This is a genomic window from Sulfurospirillum tamanense (assembly GCF_016937535.1).
Lineage (GTDB): Bacteria > Campylobacterota > Campylobacteria > Campylobacterales > Campylobacteraceae > Sulfurospirillum_B > Sulfurospirillum_B tamanense.
In genome coordinates this window covers 47768-60224 of record NZ_JAFHKK010000015.1, presented here as the reverse complement: position 1 = coordinate 60224, position 12457 = coordinate 47768, and the positions used below count along the sequence as shown (strand labels likewise).

Annotated in this window: 14 protein-coding genes and 1 pseudogene; 13 read left to right on the top strand and 2 right to left on the bottom strand. The window is 44.2% G+C overall.

The window, feature by feature from the left end; all coding sequences use genetic code 11:
• The 4 genes and pseudogenes from JWV37_RS07885 to argS all read left to right on the top strand — a co-directional run.
• A pseudogene (locus JWV37_RS07885) lies at positions 1–364 on the top strand (hypothetical protein); the annotation flags it as partial.
• Positions 365–368: 4 nt separating this feature from the next.
• A complete protein-coding gene (gene gmk, locus JWV37_RS07880; protein WP_205459245.1) occupies positions 369–983 on the top strand; it encodes a guanylate kinase in 615 nt (204 codons plus the stop codon).
• Between the two features lie 69 nt (positions 984–1052).
• A complete protein-coding gene (tatA, locus tag JWV37_RS07875; protein ID WP_205459244.1) occupies positions 1053–1283 on the top strand; it encodes a twin-arginine translocase TatA/TatE family subunit in 231 nt (76 codons plus the stop codon).
• A 9-nt stretch (positions 1284–1292) separates the two neighbouring features.
• A complete protein-coding gene (gene argS, locus JWV37_RS07870) occupies positions 1293–2876 on the top strand; it encodes an arginine--tRNA ligase (RefSeq protein ID WP_205459243.1) in 1584 nt (527 codons plus the stop codon).
• 9 nt (positions 2877–2885) lie between these two features.
• On the opposite strand, the gene nadD is transcribed toward argS, so the two are convergent.
• Positions 2886–3749, bottom strand: a complete 864-nt coding sequence (nadD, locus tag JWV37_RS07865; RefSeq protein WP_205459242.1) for a nicotinate (nicotinamide) nucleotide adenylyltransferase — start codon at positions 3747–3749, stop codon at positions 2886–2888.
• 68 nt (positions 3750–3817) lie between these two features.
• On the opposite strand from nadD, the gene gap reads away from it, so the two are divergent.
• The 5 genes from gap to JWV37_RS07840 are packed head-to-tail and all read left to right on the top strand — an operon-like array spanning position 3818 to position 8516.
• Positions 3818–4816, top strand: coding sequence for a type I glyceraldehyde-3-phosphate dehydrogenase (gene gap / locus JWV37_RS07860; protein ID WP_205459241.1), 999 nt, complete (start codon positions 3818–3820; stop codon positions 4814–4816).
• Between the two features lie 9 nt (positions 4817–4825).
• Positions 4826–6034 carry a phosphoglycerate kinase gene (locus JWV37_RS07855; RefSeq protein WP_205459240.1) on the top strand — a complete coding sequence of 403 codons (1209 nt, stop codon included), beginning with the start codon at positions 4826–4828 and terminating at the stop codon, positions 6032–6034.
• Complete coding sequence (locus JWV37_RS07850; RefSeq protein ID WP_205459239.1) at positions 6031–6729, top strand: triose-phosphate isomerase; 699 nt, start codon at positions 6031–6033, stop codon at positions 6727–6729. The genes JWV37_RS07855 and JWV37_RS07850 overlap by 4 nt, the downstream gene beginning before the upstream one ends.
• Complete coding sequence (gene fabI, locus JWV37_RS07845; protein ID WP_205459238.1) at positions 6726–7547, top strand: enoyl-ACP reductase FabI; 822 nt, start codon at positions 6726–6728, stop codon at positions 7545–7547. Before JWV37_RS07850 ends, fabI begins: the two co-directional genes overlap by 4 nt.
• Entirely contained in the window at positions 7548–8516 is a 969-nt protein-coding gene (locus tag JWV37_RS07840; protein ID WP_205459237.1) for an ABC transporter permease, read from the top strand.
• Here the strand turns inward: JWV37_RS07840 and nusA are convergent.
• Entirely contained in the window at positions 8513–9631 is a 1119-nt protein-coding gene (gene nusA / locus JWV37_RS07835; RefSeq protein ID WP_205459236.1) for a transcription termination factor NusA, read from the bottom strand. The genes JWV37_RS07840 and nusA overlap by 4 nt on opposite strands.
• A 191-nt stretch (positions 9632–9822) precedes the next feature.
• Between nusA and JWV37_RS07830 the strand changes: the two genes are divergently transcribed.
• The 4 genes from JWV37_RS07830 to JWV37_RS07815 are packed head-to-tail and all read left to right on the top strand — an operon-like array spanning position 9823 to position 12433.
• The gene (locus JWV37_RS07830; protein ID WP_205459235.1) at positions 9823–10065 is read left to right on the top strand and encodes an HP0268 family nuclease; all 243 of its coding nucleotides are present in this window, start codon (positions 9823–9825) and stop codon (positions 10063–10065) included.
• On the top strand, positions 10065–11372 hold the full coding sequence (gene miaB, locus JWV37_RS07825; RefSeq protein ID WP_205459234.1) for a tRNA (N6-isopentenyl adenosine(37)-C2)-methylthiotransferase MiaB: 1308 nt from the start codon (positions 10065–10067) through the stop codon (positions 11370–11372). Before JWV37_RS07830 ends, miaB begins: the two co-directional genes overlap by 1 nt.
• A gap of 52 nt (positions 11373–11424) precedes the next feature.
• Entirely contained in the window at positions 11425–11991 is a 567-nt protein-coding gene (locus JWV37_RS07820) for a lysophospholipid acyltransferase family protein (RefSeq protein WP_205459233.1), read from the top strand.
• Positions 11981–12433: a hypothetical protein gene (locus tag JWV37_RS07815; protein ID WP_205459232.1), complete on the top strand. Its 453-nt coding sequence runs from the start codon at positions 11981–11983 to the stop codon at positions 12431–12433. Before JWV37_RS07820 ends, JWV37_RS07815 begins: the two co-directional genes overlap by 11 nt.
• The last annotated feature ends 24 nt before the right edge of the window (positions 12434–12457 follow it).

Below are 12457 nucleotides of genomic sequence, written 5' to 3'. Positions count from 1 at the left end.
AGAAGAATCTTTGGATGAAGAAGAATCTTTGGATGAAGCCGCGATTTTAGAAGCCCCTCAGAAAGAGCCAAAAAAAGAAGTTATTGAAAAAGAAGAAGAGACGCCAGAAGATGCGTTGATGGGGCTAAAGGTTGATGCGCTTGATGATCCCTTTGGTGGTTTGAGTGAAATGGAGCTCAAAGCGGCCCTTGGCGAGGCGGTAGAAGAGGTGAAAACAAAGTCTCGGGAAGACACAGCGGCACTTAAAGAAGAAATTAAAAAAGAAGTTGGCAAAGCCTTAGCAAATGCTTTTGAGCAAACAAAGCTCAAAGAAGCACTCAAGGCTATGAAAATTAATATTTCAATTAGTTTTGATGGAGAGTAGGCGCGTGAAAGGAAATATTTTAGTAGTTTCTGGGCCAAGCGGTTCAGGCAAAAGCTCACTGTTGCGCCATCTTCTTAACGCCCTTGAAGGCTCGTATTTTTCCATCTCTACTACCACAAGAGAGCCGCGAGAAGGAGAGGTTGAGGGGGTAAATTACCACTACATCTCCAAAGAAGTCTTTGAAAAAGAGATTGACGAGGGTGCTTTTTTGGAGTGGGCAAAAGTGCATGATAACTACTACGGCACTTCCTTGAAACCTATTTTAAAGGCACTCAAAGAAGGCAAGGTAGTCGTTTTTGACATTGATGTACAAGGCCATAAAATTGTTCGTGAAAAGTTTGGGAACATTACTACTTCAGTTTTTATCACAACGCCTGATCAAATAGAGTTGCAAAGACGCCTTAATGCCAGGGGGACAGACACAGCTTCTGTTATAGAAAGACGCATTAATAACGCCGTCAGCGAAATGACATGCATGCATGATTATGATTATTTGCTTATTAATGATGATTTGGAGAGGGCTTTTGGTGAGCTGATGTGTATTGCTAGTGCCTCTCGCCATAAAACCTCCAGATTAGATGTGGAAAGTTTTATTAGCACGTGGGCAAATGTGGACTAAAATGCCCATCGCTGTGGTATAATGGGCGGATTTTAAATTTGACATTTACATGTAAAGAAGGAGAATAGTATGGGTATGCCAAGTATGCCGGAGTTGCTTATTATTTTAGCGATTGTTGTGCTTTTGTTCGGAGCTAAAAAAATTCCTGATCTTGCAAAAGGAATTGGTAAAGGTATCAAGAGCTTTAAGAGTGAAATGAAAGAGGACGAAGTAGAGACCAAAAAAGCAGAATCTGAAAAGATTGAAGAAAAAGCCGAGCCTGCAAAAACTGAAGCTACTTCAGAAACAAAAACTGCCTAAGGGCTCTCATTGAAACAGATTGTTGCCCAGAAGATTGCCCAGATATTAGAACACGAGTTTGTACTAGAAAAGCCCAAAGATTCCAGCTTTGGGCACTATGCTACGCCAGTTTTTGCCCTTTCAAAAACACTTCGAAAACCCCCACAAGTTATTGCCAAAGAGTGCGCTGAGCGCTTCTTGGATGAGCCTATGTTTGCTTCCGTTACTGCTGTTGGTGGGTATGTGAATTTTAAACTTAGCGACGCTTTTTTAGACAAATACGCCTCGCAGGCGATTGCTCACGAGGACACTTTTGCTAAAGGCAATGCAAGCGAAACTATTTTGCTGGAATTTGTGAGCGCTAACCCTACGGGCCCTTTACACATTGGGCACGCTAGAGGCGCGGTGTATGGTGATGCCTTGTGTCGCATGGGGCGTCATCTTGGTAAAAAAATTACCAGTGAATATTACATTAATGATGCAGGCAATCAAGTGGAGCTTTTGGGACTCTCTCTTTATTTGGCTGGCGCCCAACATGTGTTGGGTGAAACAGTGGCGTGGCCTGAGGAATTTTACCGCGGCGAATACATTACCGATCTTGCGTTTGTGGCCGAAAAAGAGCTAGGCCGTGAGGTGTTTAGCACAAAAGAAAACATTGCACGCCTAAGCGTTTGGGGGAAAGACAAGATGCTTGAACTCATTCGTCAAAACCTAAGTGATGCAGGAATTTCTTTTGACCAATTTGTCAGCGAAAAAACGTTGTATGCGCGCTGGGATGCGAGCTTTCAAAAGCTAAAAGACAACAAAACAACCTTTGAAGAGGGTGGAAAAACATGGATACGTTCCTCTGAAAAAGGGGATGAAAAAGACCGTGTAGTCGTACGGGAAGATGGCAGACCAACCTACCTTGCTGGCGATATTATCTACCACGATGATAAATTTGCACGCAAATACGACCGCTACATTAATATCTGGGGTGCAGATCACCACGGTTACATTGCGAGGGTAAAAGCAGCCATCCATTTTTTGGGATATGATGAAGAGAAGCTTGAGGTGCTTTTGGCACAAATGGTCTCTTTGCTAAAGGGCGGTGAACCTTACAAAATGAGCAAGCGTGCGGGTAATTTTATCCTGATGAGCGAAGTGGTTGAAGAGATTGGCGCAGATGCGTTGCGGTTTATCTTTTTGAGTAAAAAGTGTGATACCCATTTGGAGTTTGATGTGGATTCACTCAAACAACATGATAGCTCTAACCCTATTTTTTATATCAATTATGCCCATGCGCGCGTGAATCAAGTGTTTGAAAAAAGTGGTAAAACACCTGAAGAAGTCTTACATGTAAAGCTTGATAACCTAAGCGAAGAGGGCAAGACCCTTTTGTTTCAGGCGTTGCTTTTACCTGAAGTGCTTGAGGATGCTTTTGAATCGCGCCAAGTGCAAAAAATGACAGAGTACCTACGTATGCTCGCTGGAAACTTACATAAATTTTACAATGAAAATCGCGTTGTAGGAAGCGAAGAAGAGGTGAAACTTCTGAAGCTATTTGCGGTAGTAGCGGTGAGTATTCGTGTAGGTTTGGGTCTTTTGGGTATTGAGGCAAAAAACAAGATGTAGAGAAATTCTCTACATCTTTTGTCGTTCAAAATCGCTTAAAAACTCTTCGAGGTTATAACGCGCGCGGTAAGCAGGTGTCATCAGGTGCACTAGAATATCGCCCAAGTCCACAACAACCCATTCACTTGCTGGGTCTACATGTAAAAACTCTTCTCCCAAAGGCTTAAGCACTTCTCGCAATTCGTCCAAAAGTGATGCGCCGTGACGCTCGCCTAGGGTTGTGGCAATCACCACTTGTTCAACAAAATACTCTTTCCCGTGCATATCAAAAACTTGGATATTTTCTGCTTTTTTGTCGTCAAGCAGTGCGACGATACGCTCAATGCGCTCTTTCATTGGTTTCCTTGTGTGGTAGTAATTCAGTACGTCAACAACAATCGGTTTGGGTAGCTTTGACGCGTCGAGGTGTTCCCGAAGTTTTGAGGATGAGATAGTAACATTTATAGACAATTTTTTCAAGGAAGTCTTTAGTTTTCCGCCTCGCGTGGCAACGACAAACTCCACCAAGCGCGAAAGTTCTTGGAAACTGTTCCATGTGCCAAGTGAGGCTAGATTATCTTCCCCGATAATGAGAAAAATATGGCTAGGTTGGTAGGTGCTACAGAGGTGCTTCACTGTCTCGATGCTAGGCACAGCACGCGCTTGCTCTACTTCAAAAGGGCAAATTTCTACATGTGGTAAGTGGCCCCACGCTTTATGCACCCACGCCAAGCGTAAGTTAGCAGGTGCACTTACGGCGGTTTTAAAAGGGTTTAGCCACGTGGGAACGACCACAAGAAGATCAGGGGTTAGGTGCTTTAAAGCAGCGGTAATGATGGCTTCATGGCCTGTGTGCGGGGGATCAAAAGAGCCACCAAAAATAGCAAGTTTCATTTACGATTCTTTAACCTCGATTTTGCTAGAATGTCGCATTTTACGCGTATTATACCAAAAGGAACGACATGGCTTTAAAAGTAGCAATCAACGGATTTGGACGCATCGGGCGATGTGTGGCACGCATTATTGCAGGGCGAGACGATGTGGAGCTGGTAGCAGTTAACGACACAGCAGATCGTGCCATGACCAAGCAACTTCTAAAATACGACAGCGTACACGGTACGTTTGAGGGTGAAGTGGCACTGCTGGAAAATGACCGTTTGCAACTAGGTGGCACCGTGGTGCAAATGTTTTCTACCCGCGATCCTAAAGAGCTTCCTTTTGCCGCTCTTGGTGTGGATGTGGTGCTTGAGTGCACAGGTGCATTTTTGACCCAAGAAAAGGCGCAAGTGTTTATTGATAGTGGCGTCAAGCGCGTGGTTATGTCAGCACCAGCAAAAGACGACACTCCGACCTTTGTGCTTGGAGTTAATGCCCACGAATACCAAGGTCAAGCCATTGTTTCTAATGCTAGCTGTACGACCAACTGCTTGGGCCCCATTGCCAAGGTGCTAGATGATGCATTTGGGATTAAAAAAGGTCTTATGACCACTATCCATGCGTACACTAACGATCAAAATATTTTGGATGTTAAACACGCTAAAGACCTTCGCCGCGCGCGCGCAGCAGCGATTAACATGATTCCTACCACAACCGGTGCGGCCAAAGCCATTGGCCTTGTGCTGCCACAGCTCAAAGGTAAAATGCATGGCCAAAGCGTGCGCGTCCCAACCCCTAATGTTTCCATGGTGGACTTAAACGTGCTTGTGGGTAAAACGACCACCAAGGAAGAGATTAACGCTTTACTTAAAGTAAAAGCACAAAATGAATTGGCGGGCATTTTGCTGGTAGATGAAGAGTACCGCGTGAGCCAAGATTTTCAAACCTCACCTTTTAGCTCTGTCGTAGCAGCAGATTTGACGCAGGTGATTGATGGGGATATGGTAAAAATTATGGCGTGGTATGACAATGAGTGGGGTTATTCGGTGAGGCTGGTTGAGATGGCTTTACATGTAAGCAAATAAGGGGGTACGATGTCGGGCATTCGTTCTATTAAAGACATTGATATTGCAGGAAAAAAGGTGTTTATTCGGTGCGATTTCAACGTACCTTTGGACGGGTTTATGAACATTACTGATGACCGCCGTGTGAGTTCTGCTATTCCTACGATTCGGTATTGTTTGGATCAAGGGTGTTCTTTGGTATTGGCAAGCCACTTGGGGCGCCCCAAAGAAGGCCGTGATGAAAAACACTCTCTTTTGCCTGTAGCAAAACGCTTGCGTCGATTGCTGGGTAGAGATGATATTGTGTTTGCTAACGATGTGATTGGTGCGGACGCGCAAGCTAAAGTCGCCGCACTTGCGCCTGGTGGTATTGTACTTTTGGAAAACCTACGTTTTGAAAAAGGGGAAACTAAAAATGACATAGCGCTTGCCAAAGCACTTGCGGCATTTGGTGAAGTTTATATCAACGACGCTTTTGGAGTCTGCCACCGCGCGCACACTTCAGTGGAGGCAATTACTACCTTTTTTGAAGAAGATAAAAAAGCAGCAGGCTTTTTGCTCCAAAAAGAGATTCAATTCTCCCAAAATCTCCTCAAGCGTCCCACGCGTCCTTTTGTTGCTGTTGTGGGTGGCAGCAAGGTGAGTGGCAAGCTTCAGGCTTTGCATAATCTCATACACCGTGTTGACAAAATCATCGTGGGTGGGGGTATGGCATTTACCTTTTTGAAAGCGCAAGGCATTGATGTGGGCAATTCTCTTGTGGAAGATGAGTTGATTGAAGAGGCCAAAAAAATCATGGAAGAAGCTAAGCGCCTCGGGGTAAAATTTTACCTTCCCGTGGACGTGGTTGCGGCCCAAACGTGTACCAAAGATGCGACAATGAAGTTTGTCACCACTCAAGAGATTCCCCATGGATGGATGGGGCTTGACATTGGGCCTGCTTCCATGCGACTGTTCCGCGAAGCCCTAAGTGACGCCCAAACAATTCTTTGGAATGGCCCCATGGGTGTTTTTGAGATTGAAAAATTTTCCAAAGGAAGCATCAAAATGTCCCATGCTATCGCTGAAGCACACGCTACAACCGTAGTGGGTGGAGGCGATACGGCAGACGTGGTGGCGCGCGCAGGGGACGCAGATGAGATGACCTTTATCTCAACAGGAGGTGGTGCAAGTTTGGAACTGATTGAGGGCAAAGAACTTCCCGGGGTGAGACCTTTGCGCCTAAAGAAGCCTGAATGATTATTGCAAGTAATTTTAAAACCAATCACACGCGAGCTTCTGCTAGGGCCTTTGTGGAGGCCCTAGGGGCCCCTAAGTGTGAAGTGCGGGTGTTTATGCCTTTTACAGCACTGGATAATTTTGAAACAAACTGCCAAATTAAGATGGGCGCTCAAAATTTCTATCCCGTCCAAAGTGGTTCTTTTACTGGGGAGATTGGGGCCGAGCAATTGGAAGAATTTGGTATACAAAGTGTTCTCATTGGCCACAGCGAGCGGCGTCATATTTTGCAAGAACCTACTACATTGATACGCCAAAAATTTGCTTTTGCAGTAGTAAAAAACTGGGAGATTGTGTATTGTATCGGTGAGCCCAAAGAGGTACGCGAAGAAGGATTTGAGGCGGTTAAGGCATACCTAGAGACACAGCTAGAGGGCATTGATATGGCCTATGAACGCTTAATTGTGGCGTATGAGCCCGTGTGGGCGATTGGGACAGGATTAAGCGCCTCGGTAGAGCAAATCCAAGAAACCCATCAATACATCAAAACACGTTTGAGTGCTCCTTTGTTGTATGGCGGGAGCGTAAATGCAAACAATGTCGCTTCGATTGTAGGATTAAAGGAGTGCGATGGCGCGCTTATTGGTTCGGCGAGTTGGAAAAAAGAAGCTTTTTTAGAAATTTTAAATCATACAACACAAGGAGAGATTAGATGATTATGAAGGGGAAAAAAGGACTTATTGTTGGTGTTGCTAACAATAAATCTATTGCCTATGGCATTGCTAAAGCATGTCGTGACCAAGGGGCGGAACTTGCGTTTACCTACCTTAATGAAGCATTGGAAAAACGTGTGCGACCCATTGCTCAAGAGCTAGGAAGTGATGTGGTGTATGAACTGGATGTTAATAAGCCTGAACACCTTGAAATGTTAACAGCTTCTTTGGAAAAAGATTTCGGAAAGATTGACTTTGTGGTCCACTCTGTGGCTTACGCACCCCGTGAAGCACTGGAGGGAACTTTTTTAGAGACCACTAAAGAAGCCTTTGATGTTGCTATGGGTACATCGGTGTATTCACTTGTGAGTCTAACACGGGCATGTATGCCAGTCCTCAACGATGGAGGTTCGGTGTTGACTCTTACCTATCTTGGTGGACCAAAATACATTCCGCACTACAATGTAATGGGGGTTGCAAAAGCTGCCCTTGAGTCTAGTGTTCGCTATTTGGCAGTAGATTGTGGTGGGCGTAACATCCGTGTCAATGCCATTAGTGCTGGACCCATTAAAACTTTAGCTGCGAGTGGTATTGGTGACTTTAGAACCATTTTGAAATGGAACGAAGCTAATGCACCACTAAAGAAAAATGTCACCATTGATGAAGTAGGTAATAGTGGTATGTATCTGCTGAGTGATCTTAGTAGTGGCGTGAGTGGCGAAGTGCATTATGTTGATGCGGGTTATAATGTCATGGGTATGGGCGCGGTAACAACCGATACCGAAGGTAAAACCGTATTAGCTTGGGATGCCCAAAAGTAGATGTTACCTTTCTTGCTGCGCAAAGGATTTTATGTAGCAGGAATGTTGGTTTTAATCGCAATTATCTCCTTTGGGGCAATTCATTTAGCCCCAAACTCTTTTTTTGCTAGCGGGGATTTGAACCCCAATATTACCCCTGAATCTTTAGAGCAACTCAAGCGCGTGTATGGCTTAGATAAGCCCTTGTGGCAACAATTTTTTTCATGGATTGTGGCGGTGGCGCAATTGGATTTTGGTATCTCTTTTGCGAGTGGAAAAACGGTCAAAGAAGAGATTTTGCAACGGCTCCCTATTACATTAACACTAAATATCATCAGTATGGTGCTAGTGTTTATGCTTTCGCTTTTTTTTGGAATTTTGGCGGCAATGCGGCAGGAAAAAACAGCAGACCGCACTATTACGCAAGCCTCTTTGGTAAGCTATGCTATGCCCTCTTTTTATTTGGCACTTTTATTGGTGCTTGTTTTTAGTGTGAAATTGGGTTGGTTTCCTATCGCAGGACTTCATTCAGTAGATGCTCAAGAAGGGGTACGGTATTGGCTAGATTTTGCATGGCATTTGGTGTTGCCTATTGGTGTGGTTGTGATAACGGGCGTGGGAAGCTTAACGCTGTATGTGCGTAGCTTGAGTGTTGAAATTTTAAAAAGTGATTATATATTTTTTGCTAAAACACGAGGTATTAAGGGGTGGCGTTTGTTGCGCTTTTACCTTTTGCCTAATCTCTCGCCACCCGTGGTGACACTGCTTGGACTCTCTTTGCCTGGGCTTATCGGAGGCAGTGTTATTTTAGAATCAATTTTTTCTATAAATGGGATGGGACTCTTGTTTTACCAAAGCGCCCTGAGCCGTGATTATCCCGTAATCATGGGGATTCTCATTATCGGGGCGCTTTTGACACTGTTTGGAAATATGATAGCAGATATTGTTCTTTTAAAACTCAATCCACATTTTAAACGCGCACGGGCTTAACTTTCGCCAAAAAGGGCACGCAAGTCTTTAAGGGCTTCTTTTGGTTCTTTACTCTCTTCACCATCAGGGCGAACGCCGCCGATTTCATTCAATTCAATATCTATGCCGCACAACATAGAAGCAAGACGAATATTAATACCATTTTTTCCGATAGCTTTAGATTTTTGGTCGCTTTGAAGGGTTACAATTGCTTTGGAATCTCCTTCCATTTTTACGCTACTGATAATAGCGGGGGACAAGGCCCTTGCGATAAAAATCTCGGGAATAGAGGAGTACTCGATGCAGTCAATATTTTCACCATGAAGCTCTTTGCTTACGGCATTAATACGTACACCTTTGGTTCCTACGGTTGCGCCCACGGCGTCGACATTAGGGTGGATGGAGGTGAGCGCCACTTTGGCACGCTCGCCTGGGATTCTGGCCGACTTATTAATAATGACTAGTTCATCGGCGATTTCGGGAACCTCAAGGGCGAGTAAAGATTCAAGAAATTTGGGGGCGGTGCGGGAAAGTTCCACGCGAATGCCATGGGTTTTATCGACATAGACTTTCTTAATGACGCTTTTGACCACATTTCCCACTTTAAATTTTTCACCCTTGATGCGGTTTTTGCGAGAAAGTACTGCCCTGACCTCATCAATTTCAATGTACGTATTTTCTTCATTATCAATACGCACTACAGAACCAAACACACTTTTCCCCATCATGTTTTGGTATTTTTCAAAAATTTTTGTTTCCAATAAGCGTTGAATATGGAATTCTAATTCTCGTTGCAGTGTCGCTGCGGCAGTTCTACCGAGGTTATCAAGCGGCAGTTCATAAGTAAGTTCATCGCCAATTTCAATATCGGGGTCAATTTCTTTGGCTTGTGCTAAGGCGATGTATTTTTCTTTTGATGTTTCAAGGCGCTCGTCTTCTGGGGAAACAACAATGACTTTTTGAAACAAGGAGAGTGTTTTTTTCTTTTCATCAATAATGGCATCATATTCGTATTCTTCGCCATAAACTCGCTTAGCAGTTTTTGCCATAGCAAGCGCAACAGTCGCTTTCACTTCTTCTATCTTTAACCCTTTTTCATTGGCGATAGACTCAATGATATCAACGATTTTTTCCACAGTTTTTCCTTAATTGAAAATGTTGCAATACGAACGTCAAGATGAGGTGTGAGGTTTGATTGCCACGAAGAGGGGTATTATACTCAAACGGGGCTTTGGTTAACTTTAATAAGATATTTATTGAAATGATGTTAGACTATCTACGATATCCTGCGTTTAAAACGCGGGAGAGATAATCAAAAGAGGAACCCATGGAATTAAAACTTGCACGCAACACTATCAATGCGAAACCGCGACCCATTCAACTCGACAAGATTGAAGAAATCCTCCTAAAAGACGGTCAAAAGATTTTTTATTTTGATAAGGAAAACACACACAAGGATCTTGTGGCATTAGTGGAGTACTTTGAGGCAAAAGACTTTAGTGTTTACTTGCGTGAGGTCAAGTATGGACTGGATGAGGGCGATTACATGTACGAGGTTCACATTCTCTAATGCAAGAAACTAAAAAACTTTTTATCGAGACACTGGGCTGTGCCATGAATGTGCGTGATTCGGAGCACATGATTGCAGAGCTTAATAAGGACGAAGCTTATACATTGACTACCAGCGCAGAAGAAGCAGATGTTATTGTTATCAATACCTGCAGTGTGCGCGAAAAGCCCGTACACAAGCTTTTCTCTGAAATTGGCGCCTTTGCTAAGCATAAAAAAGCAGGTGCAAAAATTGGAGTATGCGGGTGTACTGCAAGTCACTTGGGCGCAGAGATTTTTCGTCGTGCGCCTGCAGTGGATTTTGTGTTGGGGGCGCGTAATGTCTCTAAAATCACCAAAGCAGTGCGCACGTCTAAATTTATGGATGTGGATATTGATTATGATGAAAGCACCTATGCTTTTAGTGATTTTCGTCACTCTACACACAAGGCGTATGTGAATATTTCTATCGGGTGCGATAAGCAATGTACGTATTGCATTGTTCCCCACACCCGCGGCGAAGAGATTTCTATTCCTACTGCGTTGATTGTGGCAGAAGTGGAAAAAGCTGCGGCAAAGGGAGCAAAGGAAATTTTTCTTTTAGGGCAAAATGTCAACAACTATGGTCGCCGTTTTAGTGGTAATGAGCCAAAAATAAACTTTTCAGGCTTATTGACACGCGTGAGCGAAGTGGTGGGAGTTGAGCGCATTCGCTTTACTTCGCCCCATCCGTTACATATGGATGATGAATTTTTGGAAGTGTTTGCTTCAAATCCGAAAATCTGTAAGTCCATGCACATGCCATTGCAAAGTGGCTCGACCCATATTTTAAACCAAATGAAGCGAGGATACACCAAGGAGTGGTTTTTGGACCGCGCCATGAAACTTCGCCAAATGGTCCCTGATGTTGCTATTAGTACCGATGTGATTGTGGCGTTTCCTGGGGAGAGTGAGGCTGATTTTGAAGAGACAATGGATGTGCTAGAAAAAGTACGTTTTGAGCAGATGTTCTCCTTTAAATATTCTCCGCGCCCACTTACCAAAGCTGCAACCATGGAAGGCGCTATTGCTTCAGAGGTTGCCTCAGCGCGTCTTGCGCGTTTGCAAGGACGACATGAGCAGATTTTGGATGAGATTGCTGGGGCGCAGCTTGGTAAGCAGATGCAAGTGTATTGGGAGGAAGCGCGTGAAGAGGGCATGCTAGCGGGTAGAAGCTTTAGTAATTTTTTAGTGCAAGCCCCAGGGGATGCTTCGCTTCTTGGGGTAACTTCATTGGTGCGCATTACCAATCCGAGACGCTTGGTCTTGTACGGGGAAGTGGTTGCGTAAACGCTTTCTTCGATCCTTTTTGCTAGCGATTGCGCCGTTTGTTTTTATAAACGTGTTGCGTCTAATCACCTTTACATGTAAAGTAAAGTTAAAGGGGGAGTGGAGGCCTTTGGCAACCCCTTGCGTGTTTGCTCTATGGCATGGAGAGTTGGTTATGATGCCTGTGTTTTATCAGCGGTTTTTTCCCAAAAACCGCTCATTGGCAATTATCGTTAGCCAACACAAGGATGGGGAAATATTAGCTAAGATTGTCTCAAGATTAGGCATTAAAACGCTACGAGGGAGCTCTAGTAGAGGAGCAGTTGGTGTTTTAAAGGAGGCATTTCGAACGATGCAACAAGGTAGTGATGTGGCGGTGACGCCCGATGGACCAAGAGGACCGCGCCATTTTGTTGCTGAAGGTGTGGTGGCTTTGTCTTCCCGAAACAATGCCCCTATTGTGACCATTAATTGCCGCGCTTCAAAAGTTTGGCAATTTAAAAGTTGGGATAAAATGTTTCTTCCCAAGCCCTTTTCAACAATAGAGTTTTTTATTGGAGAGCCTTTTGAGGTAAAAGGGCTTTCAAAAGACAAAGCCAAAGCAATACTTCGTGAAAGGTTGATGCGCCATGCTTTCTAGGGTTGTTGTGATGGCTGGAGCGATTTTGCTTTTAGCGCTCAGCGCGCTTTTTTTTGCCCTTAATAGCTCTTATCAGGACTCTATTCAGGGCAGGGTCTATTATTTTTTGGGAGACTATGCAAAAGCAAATGCATTGTCTGCCAGTGCTTATGCTAAAGATTCTTACAATAAGATGGCTTTTACAGTGCTTACTCAAAGCACCATCGCCCTAAAATACGAAGCCTACATCACACAAGGAAATCAATATTTGGCGCAAATTGATGCCATTAGCACTAAAACTGAGGTAAGTGATGCAGATCGCAGTCGTATTAAACTTATGTGTGAAATTATGATAGATGGATACACCGCCCTCTCTCCGACGCCCTTGACAGATGAGGGGTTGCAAGAGCGAGCCGCAGTTGTGTATAAAAAATTTAAACAGCTTCACAAGGAGCTTTTTTAGGGCGTTTAGAGCTACCCTTAAGGG

Coding starts and splice junctions, on each gene's coding strand:
- fabI (WP_205459238.1), top strand. CDS start 6,726: ATGATTATGAAGGGGAAAAAAGGACTTATTGTTGGTGTTGCTAACAAT.
- gap (WP_205459241.1), top strand. CDS start 3,818: ATGGCTTTAAAAGTAGCAATCAACGGATTTGGACGCATCGGGCGATGT.
- nadD (WP_205459242.1), bottom strand. CDS start 3,749: ATGAAACTTGCTATTTTTGGTGGCTCTTTTGATCCCCCGCACACAGGC.
- tatA (WP_205459244.1), top strand. CDS start 1,053: ATGGGTATGCCAAGTATGCCGGAGTTGCTTATTATTTTAGCGATTGTT.
- JWV37_RS07840 (WP_205459237.1), top strand. CDS start 7,548: ATGTTACCTTTCTTGCTGCGCAAAGGATTTTATGTAGCAGGAATGTTG.
- miaB (WP_205459234.1), top strand. CDS start 10,065: ATGCAAGAAACTAAAAAACTTTTTATCGAGACACTGGGCTGTGCCATG.
- JWV37_RS07815 (WP_205459232.1), top strand. CDS start 11,981: ATGCTTTCTAGGGTTGTTGTGATGGCTGGAGCGATTTTGCTTTTAGCG.
- JWV37_RS07855 (WP_205459240.1), top strand. CDS start 4,826: ATGTCGGGCATTCGTTCTATTAAAGACATTGATATTGCAGGAAAAAAG.
- JWV37_RS07850 (WP_205459239.1), top strand. CDS start 6,031: ATGATTATTGCAAGTAATTTTAAAACCAATCACACGCGAGCTTCTGCT.
- JWV37_RS07830 (WP_205459235.1), top strand. CDS start 9,823: ATGGAATTAAAACTTGCACGCAACACTATCAATGCGAAACCGCGACCC.